This is a genomic window from Paenibacillus sp. MB22_1 (genome assembly GCF_047200555.1).
In the GTDB taxonomy this organism is placed as follows: domain Bacteria; phylum Bacillota; class Bacilli; order Paenibacillales; family Paenibacillaceae; genus Fontibacillus; species Fontibacillus phoenicis.
The window spans coordinates 22,501-45,082 of sequence record NZ_JBLADV010000002.1; the positions used below are offsets into that span (position 1 = coordinate 22,501).

The following is a 22,582-nucleotide window of genomic DNA, read 5'->3' on the forward strand; positions in this document are numbered from 1 at the left end:
GATTTGTTCCACTTCCATTTTGATCTCCATCGGTACTACTTTAGGCGGCTGAACTTGCGCCGGCTGTTGCTTCGGCGGCGCCACATTGATGGGTTGTTGCTTCGGTGGTGCCACGTTGATCGGCTGCTGCTTTGGCGGTTCTACGTTGATTGGCTCTTGTTTCGATGGCTCCGTTTTCTTCGGCGCTTCCTTCGGCTTTTCGGTTTTCACCGGCTCCACCTTCTCCGGCTTCGGCGCCGTCATTTCCGGCTTGGTGCCCGTTGGGGCTTTCTTTCCGGAACCAGCGATTGGCGCCGTGTTTTTCTTGCCGGTTTGCACCGGCGACATCCCCACGTTCGGCGCAGAAGGGTTGTCGACCTCACCCCACGGATTTCCCGCACCCGTAGGAATGTTGACGATGTCCCCAACCTTCAATTGATTCGGGTCGCTAAGCTGTGGGTTTGCATCGATCAGACTCTGCAAAGGTAATCCCCAAGCTTTGGACAGCTTCCATAACGTGTCCCCCTGCTTGACAATGTGCTTGTAGACATTGCCCGTTTCACCGCCAATCGGTACGGCCACGGCTGGAATCTTTACTTTGTCACCGATGTTCAATTGATTTGGATTGGCGATCTGCGGGTTAGCTTCGATCAGTTTTTCCAGAGGCACGTTATACTTTTTTGAGAGCTCAAACAAAGTATCGCCTTTTTTCACAATATGGATTTTCACGCGATAAAGACCTCCTAGGTTTCTTCTCCGGTACGTGATGATCGCCCGGGGCCCATTTATTACATCCTATGCAGGAGCCCGATTTTTGACATCCTAGAAAAGAAAAAATCCTATCTCCCTCTTAGGTCGAGGAAAATAGGATTCTTGTCGGCCTTACCGAACGTTACCAAACTTTCAATCCGTCCTTATCAACGATCGCGCGGAATTCCTCCAGCAACTTCAGCGTAATCGGGCCGGCATGCCCTTCGCCGATAATGCGGCCGTCGACTTCGCGCACAGCGATAACTTCGGCAGCTGTCCCCGTCAGGAACACTTCGTCAGCGACATAAACGTCATGCAACGTAAATGGCTGCTCTTGGATATTGTAGCCTTTTTTGCGGCAAATTTCGATGATCGCTTGGCGGGTAATGCCGTCCAAGGCGCCCAAGTAACATGGAGGAGTAGTAATAACCCCGTTTTTGACGATGAAAATATTATCGCCCGAACCCTCCGTAACGTACCCTTGCGCGTTCAGCATGATCGCTTCGCCCGCACCGGACAGGTTCGACTGGATTTTCACCAAAATGTTGTTCAAATAGTTCAGCGATTTGATCTTCGGATTCAGAGCGTCCGGAATGTTGCGGCGCGTCGATACGGAGACGGTTTTCAGCCCGGTTTTGTAGGCTTCCTCCGAATAGATCGCAAGCTGCTCTACGATAATGATCACCGAGGCTTTCGGGCAACGATTTGGATCCAATCCGAGGTTGCCGGCGCCGCGGGAAACTACAAGACGGATATAACCGTTGCGCAGATCATTGCGGCGAAGCGTCTCGACCAGCGCATCTTCCATTTCCTGATACGTCAGCGGAATGTCCAACATAATGGATTTAGCCGAATCGTATAGGCGGTCCAAATGCTCCTTGCATTTAAAGATGTTCCCGTTATAAATGCGGATGCCTTCAAAAATCCCGTCCCCGTACAAAAATCCATGGTCATATACGGAAACCTTTGCTTGATCTTTTGTTACGAATTGTCCATCTAAATAAATCCATTGTTCTGCCATTATTTTGGCACCTCCGCTTTTTGTTCTCCAAATGACAAGCTGGGATAACTGCCCAGCACACGTACTTGACAGCTTAACGCTTCGATTTCACCAATCGCTGAACTCAGCAGCACGGAATCAACCGCTTCAAGCACATCCATAATAAAATAGTAACTGCCCAGCCTCTTCTTCGTAGGGCGTGACTCGATGCGCGACAAATTCAGTTTACGCCATGCAAATGCAGACAATACCTGATGCAAGGCGCCCGGAAAATCCTCAGGCAACGTTACCAGCAGACTTGTTTTGCTTTGGGCTGCCGAGTGATTCAGTTCAAGCGGCCGCGGGCCGATCAGAACAAATCGGGTATAGTTATTATCGTGATCCGTCACATGGCGAGCCAGGACATCCAGTCCATGGCGCTTAGCTCCTAGTGCCGTGCCGATTGCCGTCCAGCCTTGTCCCGGATTTTTCTTCACCAGCTCTACCGCTTCTGAAGTGCTGCCGGTATGCTCCAGCTCCGCCTTAGGCATCTGCGAACGAATAAATTGCAAGCACTGCGCCATCGCAACCGGATGAGACAGCACCTTCGTCACTTTGCTGTAATCGATCTCGTCCGATGGATCGGCCGCTTGGAACTCTTCCTTCTTGCCAATCAAATTCTGCACGGAAGGGTATATCCATTCAATCTGCATCGGAATATCCACTTCGTGAATCAGCCAATCCATATGAAGGCTGACGGAGCCTTCAATTGTATTCTCCATCGGGATGACGCTGTAATCACTGTGTCCGCTGGCCGTGGCTAAGAAGACGTCGGATATCTGCTTGAAATGCAGCAGTTCCACAGGCTCATCGCCAAATAGATGCAGCGCCGCTTCATGAGATACCGAGCCTTCCGGCAGCAATGCTATTCGTTTCATCTCCTGACTTCCCCTCATAAGGTGCTTCAACCATTAATCTTAATCGATCACGAAGCTCTCACAAACCGTAGGCTTGAATGTGATCCAGAAAAGAACCTTCACTCTCCATAGTAAGCTCCACAGCCCCCGATGTGCAAGGTTTCAGCCTCATGGTCTGCGCGGAGATGCCTTCCCCACTCAGCACCTCCAGCAAAAACGACTCCAGCTGTTTGTCCGCTCCCTGACGGCGGTCCGTCAGACAGAGCAGCGTCGGTCCGGCTCCGCTTAAGGCAGCGCCCAAAGCCCCATGGGCAGTTGCTTCCTTAAGGATCCGGGCCATTCCGGGCACGAGTGCAGCCCGGTACGGCTGATGCAGCCGATCGCGCATGGCAGCCGGGATCAAATCCAGCCGACCGGCGGCTAACGCCGCTGTAAGCAGGGACGTGCGGCTGACGTTGTACACCGCATCCTGCAGGCTGATCTGCTTCGGCAGCGCCTCACGCGCCTTGGAGGTGGACAGCTGAAAGTCAGGAATAGCAACGAGCACCTCCAGATCAGCCGGCGGCTCGATGCGCAGCACATCCGCGTGCGCCCCGTCCCAAACCGCGGTAATAATCCCGCCGAACAGGGAGGCACCAACGTTGTCCGGATGCTTCTCCAAGGCCGTAGCCATATCGAAGAGCTTGGCCTTGCTTAAAGGCTCGCCAACCAGCAGGTTGGCCGCAAACAGCGCCCCGACGATCGCCGAAGCGCTGCTGCCAAGCCCGCGGGTTAACGGAATATCTGATTTCATCGAGATTTCCAGTTCCGGTAAGGTCACGCCGGCTTCCGCAAACACCGATTGCGCGACTTGGTATACCAGATTGCTTTTATCGGTCGGCAGTCCTTCCAGGTTCCCCCCATGCAGGGTGATCACCGTGGAGGTTGCCGGTTTCATTTCAATCCAGGCATAGAGGTTAAGCGCCATACCAAGCGTATCAAAGCCGGGCCCCAGATTCGCCGTGCTTGCCGGCACCTTGACCCGGACGCCTTCCCGGCGAATCATGCCCGTGCTCCTTGCAGCTTGGCGATCGCATTCAGCACCGCTTCCTCCGTATCCTGTACGACAAGCGGTTCGCCGCCAATGCTCTTGATCGCGATGTTCGGATCCTTCAGACCATGTCCGGTCAGCACGCAAACGACGGTCTCGCCGCCTTTGAAATAACCTTCCCGATGCAATTTATAAACGCCGGCGATCGAAGCCGCTGATGCCGGCTCGGCAAAGATGCCTTCCTTGGCAGCGATGGTGCGGTATGCGTCAAGGATTTCGTCGTCCGTAACGTAGTTGATTTGCCCGCCGGATTCCTCCGCGGCGGCGACAGCTGTCTTCCAGCTGGCCGGATTGCCAATCCGAATGGCGGTCGCAATCGTTTCCGGCTCCAGAATCGGCTCGCCTTTGACGATCGCCATCGCGCCTTCGGCCTCGAATCCAACCATCCGCGGCAGAGAAGTCGATTTACCGCGCTCATAATATTCCTTGAAGCCTTTCCAATAGGCCGAGATATTGCCCGCGTTGCCGACGGGAATCGCCAATACATCCGGCGCTTTCCCCAGTTGGTCGCACACCTCGAATGCCGCTGTTTTCTGGCCTTCAATGCGGTACGGGTTCACCGAGTTGACCAGCGTGATCGGATGCTTGGCGGTGATGTCGCGCACGATTTCGAGCGCCCGGTCGAAGTTACCTTCGATGGCAATCACTTTCGCCCCGTAAATCATCGCTTGCGCCAGCTTTCCGAGGGCAATGTTGTTATTCGGAATCAGCACGATGCAGTCGATTCCCGCCCGAGCCGCATAAGCCGCTGCCGCTGCCGAGGTATTCCCCGTGGACGCGCACATAATCGTCCGGCTGCCTTCCTCCACCGCTTTCGCGACGGCCATCACCATTCCGCGGTCCTTAAAGGAACCGGTTGGATTCAGCCCTTCATATTTGAAATACAGATCCAGGCCCAGCTCCTTCGACAGGTTCTCCGCGCGAACCAGCGGGGTATTGCCTTCCTGCAGCGTCAGCTTCGGCGTCTTGTCGCTCACCGGCAAATATTCCTTGTACGTTTCCAGCAATCCGAGATATCTCATGCAAAAAGAACTCCTTTATTCTGAATTAATGTTATTATCCCTCTACGCGATACACGCTTTTGATCCGATGAATGACGTCCAGCGATTCGAAATGGGCCAATACCTTATCCATGCTTGCCTTGCTGGCATTGTGCGTCACGATCATAATTTCAGCACCTTCAACATTCGTATTTGGCGACTGTACGACCGACTCCAAGCTCACCTCGTATTCGGCGAAGACTTGGGTGATCTGCGCCAGAACGCCGGCTTTATCGTCGACGTGGAGCAACAGGAAGTTTTTGTAGGCGATTTGTTCGTCGGTTTTCAGCTTCTTGGGCTTATACGGGACGATGGCTTTCAAACCGTTCACGCCAAGCTTGAGGTTCTTAACGACAGCGACCAGGTCCGCAACCACGGACGTGGCCGTCGGCATTTCGCCGGCTCCCGCACCGTAGAACATCGTTTCCCCAACGGCTTCCCCATACACGTACACCGCATTGTAAACGCCATTTACGGCCGCGATCGGATGCGTATTCTTCACCATGGTCGGCTGAACCGTAATGCTGAATTCGTCATCCTGCCGTTCTGCGATGCCGAGCAGCTTCATCTCATACCCAAGACGCTTGGCATATAAAATATCTTCCTTGGATACCGAAGTTATGCCTCGAACATGCACATCGTCCAGCTCCACGTTGGTGCGGAAACCGAGGGTTGCGAGAATCGCCATTTTGCGAGCGGCATCCAATCCCTCCACGTCGGAGGTCGGATCGGACTCTGCGTATCCGAGCTGCTGCGCTTCCTTCAGCACATCCTCGTAAGAAGCGCCTTCCTGGCTCATTTTGCTCAAAATATAATTGGTCGTTCCATTGACAATCCCCATAATTTTCATAATCCGATCCGAGGAAAAGCCTTCAATCAACGTGCGAATGATCGGTATGCCGCCGGCCACGCTGGCTTCATAAAATACGTCGCATTGATGCTCCATCGCCTTGGCCAGAATCTCTGAGCCATACAGCGCCATCAAATCCTTGTTTGCGGTCACGATATGCTTGCCGCGTTCGAGCGCCTCCAAAATATAAGCTTTTGTCTGATCCACGCCGCCCATAACTTCCACAATCACGTCGATCTCCGGATCTCGGATGACCGACCAGGGGTCCTCCGTCAGCTTTCGTGGATCCACATGGACGCTGCGCGTTTTGTCTAAGGTCTTAACGGCAATTTTCTCAATGACGATCGGCGAACCCACCTGACTGCTGAGATCCTCCTGATGTCCTTCCAAGATCCGGACCACGCCGGTCCCTACCGTGCCAAGTCCGAGCAGTCCTACTTTCACAGGCTTCACAGCCGTCCCCTCCCGTTATCCAATTACGGTTTTTTTCGTCTAATTTCTCCTCTTTACCTTGTTAACCTTGACCAACGATCTGTGTTCTCCTTACGCCCGGAATGCTTTGCAGCGAATCCAGCATCTCATCCAGCTCTTCGGTTAAGCGCGAGGTTTCCACGGAGATCACGACATTGGCTTTGCCTTGCAGCGGGATGCTCTGATTAATCGTCAATACGTTGCCGCCGGAACCGGCGATCAGCGCAAGCACCTTCGATAAGATCCCGGACCGGTGCTCCAGATCAAAGGAGATGGTCACGATGCTTTCCCGTTCGAATTGATTGAGTTGATGAATGCCGTCTTTATATTTATAAAAAGCGCTGCGACTTAACCCCACTTGAGCAACAGCCTCATGAACTGTTTTGGCGTCGCCGGAGGCCAAGAGCTGCTTTACCTGTAAGGTCTTAACTACCGCTTCTGGCAAAATATCCTCACGAACCAAATAGTAGTGCTCCTTCACGAACGTCCTCTCCTTAGAGACTTTTGTTTTCATATAGTGGACATTATAACGGATATGACGCAGGGTGGCAATGATTTTTTGTCCTGACCCATAGCAAAAAAAGCACCCAAAAGGTGCTCTTTTCCATCATCAGTAGTAGCTGCTGCCTTCAACGAACTCAAACTCGAAGTCCCCGATGCGGACCAGCGTACCGTCCTTGGCCCCCCGCTTGCGAAGCTCATCGTCTACCCCCATATGCCGCAGCGTGCGGGCCAGCTTCAGGATGGCGTCATGCGAATTCAGCTGCATCCGCTTCATCATCCGCTCGATCTTCGCGCTTTCCACCACGAAAGTCTCGTTTTCGCGGCGGATCGTAAAGCCTTCGTCTTCCTTTTTGTCCAATTTGTAAATTTTGCGTTCCGCCAGTTCGGTCACTTCTTCGATCGCAGGCGCCTCCGGAATTTGCTCCAGCAGCTCCGCCACGCGGTAGAGCAACTCTTGGACACCCTGACGAGTCAATGAAGAAATCGGCATAATCTCCAAATCCCCGCGCACCTTGGCGACTTCGGCACGGAATTTCTCCAAATTCGCTGCCGCTTCAGGCATATCCATCTTATTGGCGGCTACGATTTGCGGGCGTTTCTCCAAATTGGCATTGTACAGCCGCAGCTCGTCGTTAATTTTCTGCCAATCGTCAAAAGGATCCCGCCCTTCCGAGCCAGCCATGTCAACGACATGGACGATCAACCGCGTCCGCTCGACGTGCCGCAAGAACTCATGGCCCAGACCAACGCCTTCATGGGCCCCTTCGATCAATCCAGGCAAATCCGCCATCACGAAGCTCCGGCCGTCGCCCACATCAACAACCCCCAAATTCGGGGTGATCGTTGTGAAATGGTAGGCGCCGATCTTTGGTTTTGCTGCCGATACAACGGATAACAACGTCGATTTCCCAACGCTAGGGAACCCGACCAGTCCGACATCGGCCATCACCTTCAGCTCGAGCACGACCCAGCGTTCTTCGCCCTCTTCGCCATGCTCTGCCAGCTCAGGTGCCGGGTTGTTTGGCGTAGCGAACCGGATATTGCCGCGACCTCCACGACCTCCGCGGGCCACAACCACCTCCTGCCCATGGCGCGTCAAATCGGCAAGCACCTCTTGGGTATCGTCGTCAATGACAACCGTTCCGGGGGGGACCCGGACGATCATGTTCTCCGCATTTGCTCCGTGCTGGCTCTTATTCCGCCCCTTCTCTCCGCGCTGCGCCTTGAAATGCCGTTGATAGCGGAAATCCATCAGCGTTCTCAAGCCTTCATCAACGCGGAAAATCACGTCGCCGCCTTTGCCGCCGTCACCGCCGGCCGGACCGCCTTCGGGCACGTATTTCTCCCGGCGAAAAGCGACCAGCCCGTCGCCGCCGTCGCCCCCCTTGACATAAATTTTCGCTTTATCTACAAACATGCGTTCACCTCGTTTATTTTTCCACAAGCCACCCGTAGCCGCAACGAACCGTCTTCCGCATCGCCACGGTCAGCCTTAACCCGCAATCCCGCCACTCCTTCATCAAGAAGGCGGACAAGAAGTACCTCCGGATTCCCCTTGGAACCGGCCTGTTCAAACCGAACGATGACTTCGCCGTCCTCACGGTACATCGACATCTTCAACTGCAGCGTCTCTCCCCAAGAAGAACGCCCGTTATACTGGAAGATCCGCACCGTTTCCACGATGGCCTCCGTCAGTTCTTCCGCTTGCTCCGCAGTAAGCAATTGATCCAGCTGCAGTTCGTCCTCAATGTCAACGTCGAGATGAATCGAACCGTTGACCTCGCGGAACGATTGTAAGTAGAAGACCAAGGCCGGAATGCCTAACCTGGAAATTTTACTTTCTACGGCCATTCGTTCTTTTATTCTTTCCACGCAATCGGCGAGTTTATCAATTTTCCGAAGTTGGATATACCCATATAGAATCTGCAGATCGTTCATCCAATCGTGGCGATGATGACCCAGCGTGGCGGAGGCCGTTCGTTGGACCGATTCCAGCAAATGCTTCCGCTCGATTTCGGCTCCTTTCCGAAGATGCCGTACATATAGCCCAAACAACACGAAAAGAGCCCCGCACAGGAGGACCTGTCCGATCGGCGACTTCAGAAAATAAGCTAGTGTCAGGCTAACGAGCGCGATCAACACGATCATTGCCCTCACCATGAACCGATGTTTCATATCTTCCCCGTTCCTCTAACAGATTGGGCGGAATGAAACTCCCCACCCTGACATCCCTACCCAGTATAACATACCTCAACCAAGTTCGCTCCCGTTATGTACTAGAGTAAAGGGCAGAATATTTCTGCCCCTCCTCATCAAACCGTACGTGAGGTTTTCCCTCATACGGCTTTCCGATGTTCGTCATTCATGTGCGTACAGATTACAAAAGCGTCTTGAGTCCATATTGTATGGATAATGATTTCACTTCGCGTAGTGAACTCAACCAACGAGCACGTTGATGCTTCTTGGCATACCACTTTGCGAACCGCTGTAGGATGTACCAATCTAATTTTGCCATCTTCTTTTGGCTGTAGGCTGTGAAGTAATAGTTACGCCACCCTTGTATTTTTGGGTTCAGGTATTCTAGGTGTTCCTGGAATGTTTTGTGGCGCATGCTCGGTGGGGCTAACCGCTCCTTCACGACTTCCCGTATCCGCTCCTCGGCCTTGCGACACAACCATTGTTGTGTTGTGTAGTACACTTGGCCCTTGGAAGTTTCGGCTTTGGTCTTTCGATGGTGCATACCTAAGAAGTCGAAGCCATCTTCTCCTGTCCATAGTCCGACAATGCGCGTTTTCGTTGGATGAAGGGTTAGTTCAAGGCGTTCCATAATCGCTCTTATGAGTTCATACGCCCGGTCCGCATCCTTCTTTGTTTTGCAGATGACCACTAGATCGTCCGCGTAACGTGTGAGTTCCCCAACCTTACTGCCATGCCGTTCCCACAAGAGATCGAAGTAATTCAGGTAGATGTTCGCCAAGAGCGGTGAAATGACCCCACCTTGCGGTGTTCCTAAATCTGAACGTCTGATCTTTCCTTCCTCCATTACTCCCGCGCCTAACCACTTCCTCACCAGTTTCAGGATTCGCCTGTCACTGATTCGCATTTCGACCAGCTTCATAAGCTTCTCCTGATTGATGTTGTCGAAGTAGCCTTGGATGTCGACGTCGACCACCCAATTCCCTTTACGGTTGCATGCTTTCCGGATGCGATCTAGCGCTTGCTTCGCACTTCTCTTTGGCCTAAACCCGAATGACGTTTCTTGAAAGTCTGCCTCGAAGATGGGTTCAATGACTAGTTTAGTTGCCATCTGAATGACGCGGTCTCTCACCGTGGGAATACCCAGCGGTCGCTGTTTGCCATCTTTCTTCGGAATGTAGTGGCGTCTTACAGGTTGCGGATGGTAGTTACCTTCCTTTAGAAGACGTTGACATTCGTGCACAAACAGTACTTCTCCCTGTTTCTCGATGTCTGCCAGCGTCTCTCCGTCAATTCCTGCCGACCCCTTATTGGCTCGCACTCTTTGCCATGCCTCCCAAAGGATGTCTAGCCGGTAGACCTTGTCGTACAGCGCGTGAAACCTTCGCTTCTTGCTTTCCTTGGCCGCATGACCTAGTTTCTCTTGGAGTTGTTGAACGTTTTCCTTTGGTGTGGTTAGCCGTTTGGCATTCACTGACTCGTACCTCCTTCAGAAACTTGAACAAAGCAGGGCTCCTTCCCTCCCGTAGGTTGTGTTGTCCTGCGGTTCCTTGGTAGTATGAGCCCCTCGGACTCCCTTCCTGCAGCACGCTCACTTCACCTTTCGGGTTTATAGAGCGACTCTTTACGGTTTTCAAAAAAAAATTACCGTGCAGGGGAGGGTCTCCCCAGTTCACTGCATCCTCTTTCATACCATGCCGTTCCCTTTACACCGGAGGATTCTTCGCTGTCGCTCCAAGTTCTGAACAGCTTCCATGGCCTTCGTCCATATACACGAGACTCGGCTTCCTCTTTTCCCTCTTGCGAGGCCTTTTTGACGATGCGGCAGGATTCACTTCATGTTACGGCCTGATATGTCGCTCGCCCTGTCTCTGACAGATACTTTCGTCGATACGCTTCTACGCACAGATTTCGCCATACGCAGGTATCCTAGCTACGCGGGGGCTTGGCCCCTCCCGCGACCGGACTTTCACCGGTTAGAAGATGCGTGCTTAGCTGGGCACGCTGTAAAAAAGTAAAGCCCTGACACCAACGTGCCAGGGCTCTTGATTCATAGCTCTTAAGCTTCGACTGTAGCCGCTACAGGAGCGGTTTCCACAGGGTAGACGCTCACTTTTTTGCGATCGCGACCCCAACGTTCGAATTTCACAACGCCGTCGATTTTCGCAAACAGCGTATCGTCCGAACCGATGCCTACGTTTGTACCTGGGTGGATTTTCGTACCGCGTTGGCGAACGAGAATGCTTCCGCCCGTTACCAATTGGCCATCAGCACGTTTCACGCCAAGGCGTTTCGCGATGCTGTCGCGTCCGTTCTTCGTGGAACCTACGCCCTTCTTGGAAGCGAACAACTGGAGATCCAATTTCAACATTGTAGTCTACCTCCTTCTTCAAATAATGACGTCCTGTATCTGAATATACTTCCCGTATGATTCTTCGATACTCTTCAGCATAACGACAAGCGAGGCAAGCAGCAGTTGCGCTTGTGCTCCGGCTTCTTCCGTTTCGACCGTATCAGGAAGATTCGCGCTAAGAAAGCCGTTCTTCATCCTGGAGTCCATCACAATGCCCGTCAACGCTTCGATCGAGTTGACCGTTCCAACGGTCACGGCCGACACGCCCGCGCAGACGATGTCCTCACCGGCCTTCGCATAGCCGGCATGGCCTTCCACCTTAAAGCCTGCGATGTCGTTATTCTTCCGGCGTAATATGGAGACGATAATCAAGTTATCGCACCTTCTTACGCTTGGATTTTCTCGATCGTTACTTTCGTGTAAGGTTGACGATGACCTTGCTTCTTGTGGTAGTTCTTCTTCGGTTTGTATTTGTAAACGATCACTTTTTGGCCTTTGCCATGCTTCTCGACTTTCGCCGTTACGCTAGCGCCGGATACCAATGGAGTTCCCGTTACCAAACCTTCACCTTTCGATACTGCCAACACACGGTCGAACGTTACGCTTGCACCGTCTTCTGCGTTCAATTTCTCGATGTAAAGCACATCGCCTTCTTGAACACGGTATTGTTTACCGCCGGTTTCGATAATTGCGTACATTTGCTTGCACCTCCTCATGTCTCAGACTCGCCTGATTCAGGTGCCGTTAGACGCAAAGGTCCAGCGGACTTGTTAACCCGATCGGAGCGGTTGCAGCATGTGCACAAGCTAACTCATGACACATACCCTAATATACTACCATGCACCTTGCAAAAAATCAACTAATTACCGTAATCTCTTCCCGCATTCTTTTTCGCGTCATTTCCAGCAAGCCGAGCTTGGTCCATCCCAAAATATGATGCTGTGTACGGTCGCCAGCCAGCGCCTGCTCCAGCCGCTCCCAAACGGCCGATCGATGCTCGTCGCTGTTCATATCGATAAAATCTACGATGATAATGCCGCCGGTATCCCGCAGCCGAATCAGCCGGGCCATCTCCTGCGCGGCCTCCAGATTGGTGCGGAACACCGTATCCTCCAAGCTGTCTCCCCCGGTGAACTTGCCGGTATTCACGTCAATCACGGTCAACGCTTCAGTCGTGTCCCACACGAGGTAGCCGCCCCCCGGCAGCCAGATTTTCCGCTGAAAATCCTTCTCCATCTGCGGCCTCACTTCATAATAATCAAAGATCGGCACTTCGCTTTCATGCACAATGATGCGCGGCGTCTCCCCCGGCAGCATCGCCTGCAGAAAAGCAAGCGCCTCCTCCGCCTGCTCCGGACAATCCATGATCAGCTCGTCCGTTTCCGGGCTATATACGTCGCGCATCAAACGTTGGATCATGCTTAAATCCTGGTGCAGTACGACCGGAGCTGCCGTATGCTTCGCCTTCTCCTGGATGGCGGCCCATTGCTTGCGCAGCTGCGCGAGATCTTCCGCGATCGCCTTGCCGTCCTCTTCCTCGGCGACCGTGCGCAGAATCAATCCTTCCTCCTCGCTGCGCAGCTCCTCACCAAGCAGCTTGAGGCGTTGCTTCTCCTCTTCGCATGCGATCTTCTTGGAGACGGCAACATAACCAGCCGTCGGCATATAGACCAGCCAGCGTCCCGGCAAAGAATAATGAGTCGTCACCCGCGCACCTTTGTTGCCGATCGCTTCTTTTACAACCTGTACGACCAGCTCTTGGCCTGGCTTCAGAAGCTCCGCGATCGACGGCTTCTGCTTCGGCTGCTTCTCCAAATGAGGGTGCAGCACGTCGTCGATATAGAGAAACGCATTCTTTTTTTGACCGATATCCACAAAAGCGGCCTGCATACCCGGAATGACATTAACCACTTTGCCTTTCACAAAGCTGCCAACCAGTCCTCGATGTTGAGAACGCTCCGCCGCATATTCCACCAGCTTGCCGTTTTCTAGAAGCGCAATTTCGGTAGAGCCAGGTCCGCAGTGAACAATCATCCTCTTCATGATCTCACCCTTCATACTTTCGTCATCCATTGATCATGAACTCGCTTATTATCAAGTAACATGCCCGTTCCATTATATCACGTCTGTCGCGCTTCAAGCCCCAGAGCCTCCCTGTAAGAAAGAGGAAATCACTCGTTGTTCCGGAACGACCGCCACGATGTTCCCCTGTTGGTTCATCACGTAAATAAAATGATATTTTTCTCTCTTAAATAGACGCAAAATGTGATCCAAAGGTTTCGTTTTCTCCGCAACGATTGGTTGGGCCAACGTCCCGCTCAGCAGATGTCTGGAAAAGCTGCGATCCCGGTTCACCAGAAAACGGATAAAACGATAGGGAATGTTCCGATAATCGGTCAGATTGGAATAAAGCAGGAAGAGGCCAATCAGCAGAAGATTCAGCTGCATCCCACCTAACCCGAGCAATAGCGGCAAGAAGGAGTAGGCCACCAGCAAGGCGCTGAACAGCAAGCTGATACGGTAAGACCAGAGCAGCGTGGCATAATAAGGCATAACCAGGCTGCATAAAGCCTGCGAGATTTTGCCGCCGTCCAGCGGCAGGATGGGCAGCAGATTAAATAAAGCAATGAGCAGATTGCTTTGAATAAAATAGCTCAAAAACGGCCCGTCCCAGATCCCGACGGCATGAAGCAGTAAGGAGGCGCCGATCAGCAACAGGTTTTGCAGCGGGCCTGCCAAAGCGATAACCATCTCGCGCCCGGCTGTGAGGTCCCCCGCATCCTCCATGACCGCCACGCCTCCAAAGGGAAGCATTTGGACGGACAAGACTTTGATGTCGTACATGCGAGCGGCAAACACATGGCCCATCTCATGCACGAACACGATTGTGAACAAGGCAAGCAGTTCCAGAAAGTGGCCGGTCAGCACAGACATCAGCATAATAATGACGAAAAAAGGATGGAACGAAATCGCGATGCCGCGCCATTTAATCAAATGGAATCACATCCGCCGGATCGATATACCGGTCATCTTTTTTGATCGCAAAATAAAGCGTCGGCAATGGCGACTGCGTTCGCGGCGGAAGGCTGCCCAGAACATCGCCCCCTTCCAGCCAGTCCCCTTTTTCAACGGAGATCTGCTCCAAATGTCCATATACCGAGACGTATCCCCCGGCATGCTGTACCGTCACGGTCTGTCCGGTCTCGGCTTCCTTGGCAACGCGAAGCACCCGTCCGGTCTCGATGGCTTTGACCTGCAAGCTGCCGGTGTCAGGAATAATTTCAACTCCTTTTAAGCTCAAGGCAAATGGACTGGCAAGACTGCCCTCAATCGGCAGTAAAAAACCAGCTGCGCCTCCTACTCTCAGCCCATGATCTTCATTGGTTTTAAAGATGGGAATAAAGGATGGTGCCCCTCCGAAATTACGTTCGTACCAGGCTTGGGCCGCTTGGAAATCCATCTCCACGGTAAGCGACTTGGCAATAAACGCGCGGATGGGCGTCGCCCAGGCCGGCTCATAGCGGTTCATGCCCCAGATCGCCGCAAACAGTAACGTGCTAATCACCAGGCGAACGAACATCGCGAACCAGAACGTCGAACGTTTTCCCGGCCCGGGACTCATCAGCTCATCGTCACCCTTTCCGCTTCCATAAGCGCCAGCATAAGGATCCTGCCAGCGGCCTTGCCCGCGCTTCCATAACAGCTCGGGATCGGGATCAGTGTCGTCCTGACCTGCACTAACAGGCCATGGCTTCGTTCTCGGAGGTGCAGCCGCCCGTCCGGGGGCAGCTCCCCAGCCCTGATCCGGCGGCAGCGGCCCTACGGCGTCTTCCATCGTCAATTGCCGAATCCGCTCCGCTCTCCGCTTTTTGACATTTGATTTCACGTCCATGCTCTTATCCCCCCGCTCCGCTCCACAATTCGTGGTTGTCCCATAAGTCATCCGTTCCTGCCGCTGCCTTCTTCTCTGGCAGGGCCTGTACTACATACTTATGAGCCACAGGAATGGAATATGAACAAGCTTGGAGATCCGCCTAATCGCTCCTGAGCTGGGAAGTGAATAGAGGTAATTTATGTTCTTATTCCACCACGTTTATCTTCAAGCGCACATCATAACGGTAATTTTGGGCCTTATTGATGCGACTTCACCAACAAACATGCTGGAGTTCTCACGAATAAGGGAAAAAAATGACCTTATTTCAGCCAATCTCTTTGACTTCGCAAAAATAAGGCCATCTTTTACCTCTATGAGGTGCAGCGGTGGTCAATAAACCAAAAAACCGGTGCTGCCGGCACCGGTTTATCCTAATCCACCTTATATTTCTCCTGATGCAGCTTAATGCTGAACACCAGTCCGATACATAACATATTGATGAGCAGCGAGGTTCCTCCATAGCTGATGAACGGCAACGTAATCCCGGTAATCGGCATCAGGCCGATCATCATCCCGACGTTCTCGAAGATTTGGAACAGGAACATCGCAACGATACCAACAATCATGTAGGCGCCTCGTTTATCAATGCAATGCAGGGCGATTAAGATCATCCTGTAAATGAACAAGAAGTAGAGCAACAGCAGCACCGATGCCCCGATGAACCCAAACTCCTCGCCAACGACAACAAAAATCGAGTCCGAATACGGATACGGAACGAATTTCTTGTTCTTTAAGTCGCCTTTCATGTAACCGTCGCCGAGCAGTCCCCCGGAGCCGATGGCGATCTTGGCATAGTTGGATTGGTGCCGATCGTCGCTCGACGCTTGATCCGGGTTGATAAACGTGTTGATCCGCTGATACCAGTGAAGCTTCTGATGCTTCGCTAAATAGTCTTGAATCTGCGTATTATAGGCGTTAAACAACGTGACGAACAGAATCAATCCCGCTACCGCCGCGGTTAAACCGATCAAGACGTGGCTGTATCTGGCATTGCCGATCCACAGCATCCCTACCAACACGACGAGATAAATGATGGCATTTCCCAAGTCCGGTTGAATCAATACCAAAAAAAACGGCAGCAGCGTCACCAGCGTGATCGGAATAATGTCGCGTCGGAAGTGAAGCGGTTGCCCCATTTTTTTGCCTAATAAATACCCCGTCGTCAAAATGAGAATAACCTTAACCAATTCGGCCGGCTGAAATTGCAGCCCGCCAATCTTGAACCAGCTGCGCGCCCCGTTGATTTCCGGCGCAAACAGGTAGACGAGCACCAGCAGCACGCAGCCTGCTCCGTACACATACCAGCTGTACCGAAGCAACGTACGGTAATCCACCAAAGCCATACCGAACACGACCACGAACCCTAGCAAGTAAAATATGATCGTCTTCAGATCATACCACTGGAATTCCGTCTCATATGGAGCAATGGCACTGCGCACCAGGAGGGTACTAAACACCATAAACAAAGCAAGTATCCCTACCATCAGCCAGTCCACATGTTTAAGTTTAAAAAACAACGGTTATCCACCCATTCCAAAAAACTTCTTAAAGCGCGTAAATACGCCCTTCTTCTGATCCAGCAGCATCAGCGGCACGGTGTCGCCCAAAATCCGCCGCGCGATGTTGCGGTAGGCAATCGCAGCCGAAGAGTCCGGATTCATTACCGTCGGTTCGCCGCTGTTGGCGGCTTTAATGACCTTCTCATCGTCTGGCACGATGCCGATCAGATCGATGTTTAACACCTGAAGGATTCCTTCAATATCCAGCATATCCCCGGATTTCATCATATTGATTTTAATCCGGTTCACAACCAGCTTCGGCGAAGCGATATGCGAGTTCTCCAAGAGCCCGATAATTCGGTCCGCATCGCGTACAGCGGCATGTTCCGGCGTTGTGACCACGATCGCCTGATCCGCCCCGGCAATCGCGTTCTTAAACCCTTGCTCAATCCCCGCCGGGCAGTCGATAATTACGAATTCAAATTCCTTCTTCAGTTCCAGAACGATGTCTTTGACCTGATCTGGCGAAATCGCGTTTTTATCCTTCGTTTGCGCCGCCGGCAGCATATACAGCTCATCGAACCGCTTATCCTTCACCAGCGCTTGATTCAGTCGGCAGCGACCTTCGGCCACGTCGATCAAATCATAAATGATCCGATTTTCGAGCCCCATGACTACGTCCAAATTTCGCAAACCGATGTCCGTATCCACTAAACACACTTTTTTCCCCAGAAGCGCAAGCGCCGTGCCGATATTGGCCGAGGTCGTGGTTTTGCCCACTCCGCCTTTACCGGACGTTATTACGATAGCTTGTCCCATGATTCACACCCCTTTAAACACGTTAAGGTCCGGTCTCACCCGGGTGATATTGATGATTTTGTCGATCTGCATCTTCCCTTCCCGTAGAAAAGCGAACTCCATGCTCGTCTCCCGGTTCTCCCATTCATCCGGGGGCCGGCTGATCGTTTCCGCGATTCGAAGCTGCGTTGGAGACAAGTACGAAGCTGCAATGATCGAATTCTCGTTGCCCTCAAAGCCTGCATGGGCCATCCCGCGCAGAGCGCCGAGAATCAGAATGTCGCCGGTACAGCGAATCGTCCCCCCGGGATTCACATCGCCGATAAACAGCAGGTTGCCCTCATGATGCAGCACCTGACCCGAGCGGACAATCCCCGCAATCGTCGTCAGCGCTCCCGGCGCATCCGCCCGAACAATTTCCGGCATCTCAAAGGAGCGGACAAGCAGATTGCCTTTTTGCTTTAATATATCAAGAATCATGTCCTTCTGATCCTCAGTGACGAGTCGCATCCCCAGCTTCACATCGACATGGATGATCGGCCCAGTCAAGATATGTTGATGGCTAAATTCCAATTTATACTTTAATTCCTCCAGAAGACTCGAAAAATCGCATTTGTCGTCCAGCAGGAAAACCAGGCCATCTTTTACGCCTTTAATCGTCACGTGGTTGGATTTTACTGTCATGAGCCTGTCCCTCCCCCCTAATCAATTCGCGCCGAAGCGGAAAAGTTCCTGCTTACAGCAAGCAAAATAAGCGGGAAGTCAAGCGTTCTCCTCGGGAGAGCGTCTGCGGGTAATGATTTCGAGCTGCCGACGCAGCGGTACGTATATCGCCAAAGCAAATACGAACTGCACCAAAACGTTTGGGATAATGTGATTTTTCAACGCCCATGTATACGGCTGGTGTATCAGTTCAAACAGCGTATACGTACCGAACAGAATCGAATCCAGCAGCAGGCCGCCCAGCAGCACGACGATCATCATCAGCGGCAGCGGTGCCCGCTGGTTGCGGGACAAGAGCCCCAGCAGATAGCCGGACAACCCCATAGCGAAGGAGTAGGCTCCGATCAACGCCCCGTAAAAAACGATATCGTGCAACATCCCAAAGACCAGACCAAGGATCAGCCCCGTATGCCGGTTCTCATAAACGGAGAAATATAGAATAACGACGTAAACCAGATGCGGGGCAATCCGCGTCTGCCATGCCGTAGGGATCAGCCAAGGAACCAAAGTTCCCTCAAGAATGAACAAGAGGAACAGCAGCAGAATTAAAATCAGTTTGCGCTTGTTCACTCGCCTTCACCTTCCGGTTCGAATACGATAAATAGTTCCTTCCAGTCGGTGAAGCTCGCAGCAGGTTCCACCGTAGCGGTATACGTCAGCCCGTATTCGCCAACCTGAATGTCCTTCACCGTGCCGATCACCATCCCGCGAGGAAATACGCCGCCGATCCCGGAGGAGACGATGGTATCCCCTTTCTTCAACGGAGTGGCATCTTCAATGCGCGTCATGAGGAACATTCCCTGCTCGCGATCAAACGTTTCGATCATGCCAAAGACGTCGTTCTCCTTCCCCTGCGCTGTCACGGCGATGCCGTTGGAGTTCGGGTCCTTGGCATCCATCGAGGTCGCAAGGCGGACGGTGGACGTAAAGTTGCTGACATGACTGATCACGCCAACCAAGCCTTTATCGGAGGAGACAGCCATCCCCTCTTTCACGCCTTCCCGAGCCCCTAAATTAACCACGATCGTGCGATTGACAGGATCGTCATTAACGCTGATGACCTGGGCAATTTTCCATTTGTAATCGTACATTTTCTTTTGTTGCTCGGTAAAGTCGAGCATCTCCTGCAACCGTTGATTCTCCTGCTCAATTCGGTTGTAAATCGCTTTGTCACGTGTATAGTGCGCCAAAGCAATTTTGAGCTGCTCGTTCTCCTCCTGCAGCGCGCGCAGGTTCGAAATATCTTCAAAGAAGCCCGCTACATAGCTAGCGGGCTTGTAAAACACGTATTGCACGAAGCCAACCGTGTCCTTGACGAATTTCTCCGGCCAGGACAAGTTGGTTCTTGGCCCCAGCGTAAACCCCATCACCGCAATAAACAAAATAAGTCCCATCAACAAAATAAATAATCTTTTGTTGCCAAGCAGCTTAAACAGTTTTCGCACCCTCCAACCATACATGATTTCTTGGAAAAACGGCATTGGCCGTCCAATTCAGGACGGCGCCGCTTTGATATCAGGGGTGCCTTCTTCCGCGCGAAATTATCGCTTGGAACGAAGGGCTGAACTACTTTTCGATTTGAATAAGTGGATATTATCCAAAGCCCGGCCCGTACCGATCGCCACACAGTCAAGCGGATTCTCCGCCACAATCACCGGCATGCCGGTTTCGCCGGCCAGCAGTTTATCCAGGTTACGCAGCAACGCGCCGCCGCCGGTCAATACGATTCCCCGGTCCATAATGTCTGCTGCGAGTTCCGGCGGGCATTTCTCCAAAGTGACTTTCACCGCGTCCACGATTGCACCCACCGTATCGCTCAGCGCTTCGGAGATCTCGTCAGAAGTGATCGTGATCGTCTTCGGCAGTCCTGTCACGAGGTCGCGTCCGCGGATTTCCATCGTTTCAACCTTCTCCAGCGCAAGAGCGGAGCCGATATCCATCTTCAGCTGTTCGGCGGTTCTTTCCCCGATCATCAGGTTGTATTGGCGCTTGATATATTGGATGATCGCTTCATCCATTTCATCGCCTGCCACGCGGACGGATTTGCTGGTGACGATCCCGCCCAGCGAGATCACCGCAACTTCCGTCGTCCCGCCGCCGATGTCCACGACCATGCTGCCGGTAGGTTCCCAAACCGGCAAATCTGCGCCAATCGCCGCGGCGAACGGCTCCTCGATCGTGTAAGCTTCGCGTGCACCTGCTTGCTTCGTCGCGTCCTCAACAGCCCGCTGCTCAACGGCCGTGATCCCCGACGGTACGCAAACCATCACGTTCGGGTGGCGCTGGAACAACGAACGTTTCTTCTGCGCTTGACCAATAAAATATTTAATCATCGTTGCCGTTGTATCGAAATCAGCGATCACGCCATCCTTCATCGGACGGATCGCCCGAATGTTGCCGGGGGTTCTGCCGATCATCTTCTTGGCCGATTCTCCGACGGCCACGATGTTTTTCGTGTCGGTATGAATCGCTACCACCGAAGGCTCGCGGACGATAATGCCCTTGCCTCTCGTATATACCAACGTATTTGCCGTCCCTAAATCAATTCCCAAGTCTTTTGTAAAGCCACCCAACATGCTGCTTCTTCCTTTCCTTCTGTATCTAACCTATTATATTAGAGGTTGTTCAAAAAGTCATCTTCCGATCACGAAGTTCATCAATGATGCAAGTTCGACGGCGAATCTTGAATTCAGCCGGGCCTTCCGTTGCTCACGTAGATCTGTCTACGCTCCGCTACTCAGCCCCTAGCTTCATCCAATCTTCTTGGTGCTCGAAACCTGACTTGTTTGAACCTTCATTGAAACGGTTGTTCAAAAAGTCATCTTCCGATCACGAAGTTCATCAATGATGCAAGTTCGACGGCGAATCTTGAATTCACTGAAGTTACATCAAGCCCCGTTCTTTCAAACTGACGAACTTGCCGTCCCCGATGACGATGTGATCGAGCACATCGATGCCGATAATTTCCCCCGCTTCGCAAAGCCTACGCGTCATCCGGATATCCTCCGGGCTTGGAGTGGGATCGCCGCTGGGATGATTGTGCGCACATACGACGGAAGCGCTGCTGCATTTGATCGCAGCCCGGAACACCTCGCGCGGATGCACAATCGATGCGTTCAGGCTTCCGATCGAAAGCGTCTCTTGAGCAATGATATGATTTTTTGTATTCAAAAAAAGACATACAAAATGCTCTTTCTGCAAATAGCGCATTTGCTCCATCAATAGCTCAGCCGCATCGTGCGGACTGCGGATTACTGCTTGATCCGGAAGACGTGACTTGGCCAGTCGCTGCCCCAACTCAATCCCTGCCTTCAGCTGGACCGCTTTCGCAGGTCCGATGCCTTTCAGGCTCGTCATCTCTTCCAGGCTGACATCAACTAACCCGCGCAGCCCGCCTAATTCGGCGAGCAATCGCTGGGCCATATGAACTGCCGATTCCTGGCGTGTTCCTGTGCGGAGCAGGATCGCCAGCAATTCCGCATGGCTGAGCGCCCCCGCTCCGTATTTGATCATTCGTTCCCTTGGCCGCTCCTCAGAAGGAAGATCACGCAGCATATAGGGAGTTTGTGCTTGTTCCATCGCTATCCCCCGCTTCCGAATGGGTTCGGGTCGCTCCCGGTTATTCCGGTTACGCCCGTCCTAAGTTCGGAAGGATATGCTTTATCACTTCCCGATGACCTGCCATCACGGCAAGCTCAGCCTCCTGCTTACAGCACCTGAATGTCGAAATCCTTCAGCATGTCCACGAGCAACGAGACCGGCAAGCCGACCACATTAAAATAACATCCTTCAATTCCAGTAACGATCGTAGCGCCAAGTCCTTGAATCGCATAGGCCCCAGCCTTGTCCAATCCTTCCCCGCTGCGGGCGTAGGCTTGAATTTCCGCTTCGGTCAATGCCTTCATCCTTACAGTCGTCGCCCGGTAATCAACGTGACGTCGCCCCGTTAAGGCGTCCATGCAGGCTACGCCAGTATACACCACATGCTCTCGTCCCTGCAGGCTTCGCAGCATATCCGCTGCCTCTTGGGTGTCCTTCGGTTTACCCAAAACTTCGCCGTCTCGGACCACGATCGTATCGCTCCCGACGATCACCGCATTGCGGTCTGCCGAAGGATCAAGCCCCCGGTAAACGGCTTCCGCTTTGCGCCCGGCAAGCTCCATCACGATTTGCTCCGGCGATAACGATGCTTCGAAAGATTCCTCTGTATGGCTTGGTACCACTTCGAAAGGAATCGCCAGAGATGCGACTAATTCACGCCTGCGAGGTGAAGTGGAAGCAAGAATAATCCGGCGCAAATTTGCGGTATCCATTATGGAACTCTCCTTTGTAGAAAACGAATTGATGTCCTGAATGGTTACATGCATAAGTTGGTAAAAAATAGATAAGAATCGACAACGGTTTGCTGTCATCCCCGCCATTTTTTGACACTAACCTATTATAAGATTATTATGGCCCCAGGCGCAAACACAAAAAGGACAGGGGAAACTATTTCCAGC

General features: G+C 52.6%; 24 protein-coding genes and 1 other annotated feature (1 of these 25 cut by a window edge). All 24 genes read right to left on the bottom strand.

Annotated elements, in window-relative coordinates; all coding sequences use genetic code 11:
* Window positions 1–708: the start of a LysM peptidoglycan-binding domain-containing protein gene (locus ACL02P_RS11705; protein ID WP_412837345.1), read on the bottom strand. It extends 1,302 nt beyond the left edge of the window; only the first 708 of its 2,010 coding nucleotides appear in the window; it begins with the start codon at window positions 706–708; its stop codon lies beyond the left edge, outside the window.
* 163 nt (window positions 709–871) lie between these two features.
* Window positions 872–1,750 (bottom strand): branched-chain-amino-acid transaminase, encoded by an 879-nt coding sequence (gene ilvE, locus ACL02P_RS11710; RefSeq protein WP_085279368.1) that lies wholly within the window; start codon window positions 1,748–1,750, stop codon window positions 872–874.
* Window positions 1,750–2,646, bottom strand: a complete 897-nt coding sequence (gene pheA, locus ACL02P_RS11715; RefSeq protein ID WP_412837346.1) for a prephenate dehydratase — start codon at window positions 2,644–2,646, stop codon at window positions 1,750–1,752. The genes ilvE and pheA overlap by 1 nt, the downstream gene beginning before the upstream one ends.
* 58 nt (window positions 2,647–2,704) lie before the next feature.
* Window positions 2,705–3,670 (bottom strand): homoserine kinase, encoded by a 966-nt coding sequence (gene thrB / locus ACL02P_RS11720; protein WP_009225186.1) that lies wholly within the window; start codon window positions 3,668–3,670, stop codon window positions 2,705–2,707.
* Window positions 3,667–4,737 carry a threonine synthase gene (thrC, locus tag ACL02P_RS11725; RefSeq protein WP_009225185.1) on the bottom strand — a complete coding sequence of 357 codons (1,071 nt, stop codon included), beginning with the start codon at window positions 4,735–4,737 and terminating at the stop codon, window positions 3,667–3,669. The genes thrB and thrC overlap by 4 nt, the downstream gene beginning before the upstream one ends.
* Before the next feature lie 34 nt (window positions 4,738–4,771).
* Window positions 4,772–6,058, bottom strand: coding sequence for a homoserine dehydrogenase (locus ACL02P_RS11730; protein WP_009225184.1), 1,287 nt, complete (start codon window positions 6,056–6,058; stop codon window positions 4,772–4,774).
* A gap of 61 nt (window positions 6,059–6,119) precedes the next feature.
* Window positions 6,120–6,557, bottom strand: coding sequence for an ACT domain-containing protein (locus tag ACL02P_RS11735; RefSeq protein WP_016311133.1), 438 nt, complete (start codon window positions 6,555–6,557; stop codon window positions 6,120–6,122).
* Window positions 6,558–6,686: 129 nt separating this feature from the next.
* Window positions 6,687–7,997: a GTPase ObgE gene (gene obgE, locus ACL02P_RS11740; RefSeq protein WP_412837347.1), complete on the bottom strand. Its 1,311-nt coding sequence runs from the start codon at window positions 7,995–7,997 to the stop codon at window positions 6,687–6,689.
* Window positions 7,988–8,755, bottom strand: a complete 768-nt coding sequence (locus ACL02P_RS11745; RefSeq protein WP_412837348.1) for a Spo0B domain-containing protein — start codon at window positions 8,753–8,755, stop codon at window positions 7,988–7,990. Before ACL02P_RS11745 ends, obgE begins: the two co-directional genes overlap by 10 nt.
* Before the next feature lie 202 nt (window positions 8,756–8,957).
* A complete protein-coding gene (ltrA, locus tag ACL02P_RS11750; protein WP_020815955.1) occupies window positions 8,958–10,250 on the bottom strand; it encodes a group II intron reverse transcriptase/maturase in 1,293 nt (430 codons plus the stop codon).
* Between the two features lie 585 nt (window positions 10,251–10,835).
* The gene (gene rpmA, locus ACL02P_RS11755) at window positions 10,836–11,147 is read right to left on the bottom strand and encodes a 50S ribosomal protein L27 (RefSeq protein WP_009225180.1); all 312 of its coding nucleotides are present in this window, start codon (window positions 11,145–11,147) and stop codon (window positions 10,836–10,838) included.
* Window positions 11,148–11,165: 18 nt separating this feature from the next.
* Window positions 11,166–11,501 (bottom strand): ribosomal-processing cysteine protease Prp, encoded by a 336-nt coding sequence (locus ACL02P_RS11760; RefSeq protein WP_009225179.1) that lies wholly within the window; start codon window positions 11,499–11,501, stop codon window positions 11,166–11,168.
* Between the two features lie 14 nt (window positions 11,502–11,515).
* Complete coding sequence (rplU, locus tag ACL02P_RS11765; RefSeq protein WP_009225178.1) at window positions 11,516–11,827, bottom strand: 50S ribosomal protein L21; 312 nt, start codon at window positions 11,825–11,827, stop codon at window positions 11,516–11,518.
* Between the two features lie 13 nt (window positions 11,828–11,840).
* Window positions 11,841–11,929 (bottom strand) — a sequence feature (ribosomal protein L21 leader region).
* Between the two features lie 55 nt (window positions 11,930–11,984).
* On the bottom strand, window positions 11,985–13,172 hold the full coding sequence (locus tag ACL02P_RS11770) for an Rne/Rng family ribonuclease (protein ID WP_412837349.1): 1,188 nt from the start codon (window positions 13,170–13,172) through the stop codon (window positions 11,985–11,987).
* A gap of 93 nt (window positions 13,173–13,265) precedes the next feature.
* Window positions 13,266–14,123, bottom strand: a complete 858-nt coding sequence (locus tag ACL02P_RS11775) for a M50 family metallopeptidase (protein WP_260071168.1) — start codon at window positions 14,121–14,123, stop codon at window positions 13,266–13,268.
* Complete coding sequence (locus tag ACL02P_RS11780; protein ID WP_412837350.1) at window positions 14,116–15,021, bottom strand: peptidoglycan DD-metalloendopeptidase family protein; 906 nt, start codon at window positions 15,019–15,021, stop codon at window positions 14,116–14,118. Before ACL02P_RS11780 ends, ACL02P_RS11775 begins: the two co-directional genes overlap by 8 nt.
* Window positions 15,022–15,434: 413 nt before the next feature.
* Window positions 15,435–16,580 carry an FtsW/RodA/SpoVE family cell cycle protein gene (locus tag ACL02P_RS11785; RefSeq protein ID WP_009225174.1) on the bottom strand — a complete coding sequence of 382 codons (1,146 nt, stop codon included), beginning with the start codon at window positions 16,578–16,580 and terminating at the stop codon, window positions 15,435–15,437.
* A 3-nt stretch (window positions 16,581–16,583) separates the two neighbouring features.
* On the bottom strand, window positions 16,584–17,381 hold the full coding sequence (gene minD / locus ACL02P_RS11790) for a septum site-determining protein MinD (protein ID WP_009225173.1): 798 nt from the start codon (window positions 17,379–17,381) through the stop codon (window positions 16,584–16,586).
* Between the two features lie 3 nt (window positions 17,382–17,384).
* Window positions 17,385–18,044: a septum site-determining protein MinC gene (gene minC, locus ACL02P_RS11795; RefSeq protein ID WP_009225172.1), complete on the bottom strand. Its 660-nt coding sequence runs from the start codon at window positions 18,042–18,044 to the stop codon at window positions 17,385–17,387.
* A gap of 78 nt (window positions 18,045–18,122) precedes the next feature.
* A complete protein-coding gene (gene mreD, locus ACL02P_RS11800) occupies window positions 18,123–18,653 on the bottom strand; it encodes a rod shape-determining protein MreD (RefSeq protein WP_009225171.1) in 531 nt (176 codons plus the stop codon).
* A complete protein-coding gene (gene mreC, locus ACL02P_RS11805) occupies window positions 18,650–19,528 on the bottom strand; it encodes a rod shape-determining protein MreC (protein ID WP_260071169.1) in 879 nt (292 codons plus the stop codon). The genes mreD and mreC overlap by 4 nt, the downstream gene beginning before the upstream one ends.
* Window positions 19,529–19,624: 96 nt before the next feature.
* Entirely contained in the window at window positions 19,625–20,659 is a 1,035-nt protein-coding gene (locus ACL02P_RS11810) for a rod shape-determining protein (RefSeq protein WP_009225169.1), read from the bottom strand.
* A gap of 307 nt (window positions 20,660–20,966) precedes the next feature.
* Window positions 20,967–21,662 carry a RadC family protein gene (gene radC / locus ACL02P_RS11815; protein ID WP_260071170.1) on the bottom strand — a complete coding sequence of 232 codons (696 nt, stop codon included), beginning with the start codon at window positions 21,660–21,662 and terminating at the stop codon, window positions 20,967–20,969.
* Between the two features lie 128 nt (window positions 21,663–21,790).
* The gene (locus ACL02P_RS11820; protein ID WP_009225167.1) at window positions 21,791–22,396 is read right to left on the bottom strand and encodes a Maf family protein; all 606 of its coding nucleotides are present in this window, start codon (window positions 22,394–22,396) and stop codon (window positions 21,791–21,793) included.
* Between the last annotated feature and the right edge of the window lie 186 nt (window positions 22,397–22,582).

What these genes read in the sequence shown, in the direction of transcription:
- radC (WP_260071170.1), bottom strand. Translation starts at nt 21,662, where the DNA reads ATGGAACAAGCACAAACTCCCTATATGCTGCGTGATCTTCCTTCTGAG.
- rpmA (WP_009225180.1), bottom strand. Translation starts at nt 11,147, where the DNA reads ATGTTGAAATTGGATCTCCAGTTGTTCGCTTCCAAGAAGGGCGTAGGT.
- thrB (WP_009225186.1), bottom strand. Translation starts at nt 3,670, where the DNA reads ATGATTCGCCGGGAAGGCGTCCGGGTCAAGGTGCCGGCAAGCACGGCG.
- ilvE (WP_085279368.1), bottom strand. Translation starts at nt 1,750, where the DNA reads ATGGCAGAACAATGGATTTATTTAGATGGACAATTCGTAACAAAAGAT.
- ACL02P_RS11810 (WP_009225169.1), bottom strand. Translation starts at nt 20,659, where the DNA reads ATGTTGGGTGGCTTTACAAAAGACTTGGGAATTGATTTAGGGACGGCA.
- thrC (WP_009225185.1), bottom strand. Translation starts at nt 4,737, where the DNA reads ATGAGATATCTCGGATTGCTGGAAACGTACAAGGAATATTTGCCGGTG.
- obgE (WP_412837347.1), bottom strand. Translation starts at nt 7,997, where the DNA reads ATGTTTGTAGATAAAGCGAAAATTTATGTCAAGGGGGGCGACGGCGGC.
- minD (WP_009225173.1), bottom strand. Translation starts at nt 17,381, where the DNA reads ATGGGACAAGCTATCGTAATAACGTCCGGTAAAGGCGGAGTGGGCAAA.
- ACL02P_RS11745 (WP_412837348.1), bottom strand. Translation starts at nt 8,755, where the DNA reads ATGAAACATCGGTTCATGGTGAGGGCAATGATCGTGTTGATCGCGCTC.
- ACL02P_RS11770 (WP_412837349.1), bottom strand. Translation starts at nt 13,172, where the DNA reads ATGAAGAGGATGATTGTTCACTGCGGACCTGGCTCTACCGAAATTGCG.
- pheA (WP_412837346.1), bottom strand. Translation starts at nt 2,646, where the DNA reads ATGAAACGAATAGCATTGCTGCCGGAAGGCTCGGTATCTCATGAAGCG.
- ACL02P_RS11780 (WP_412837350.1), bottom strand. Translation starts at nt 15,021, where the DNA reads ATGGACGTGAAATCAAATGTCAAAAAGCGGAGAGCGGAGCGGATTCGG.
- rplU (WP_009225178.1), bottom strand. Translation starts at nt 11,827, where the DNA reads ATGTACGCAATTATCGAAACCGGCGGTAAACAATACCGTGTTCAAGAA.
- minC (WP_009225172.1), bottom strand. Translation starts at nt 18,044, where the DNA reads ATGACAGTAAAATCCAACCACGTGACGATTAAAGGCGTAAAAGATGGC.
- ACL02P_RS11820 (WP_009225167.1), bottom strand. Translation starts at nt 22,396, where the DNA reads ATGGATACCGCAAATTTGCGCCGGATTATTCTTGCTTCCACTTCACCT.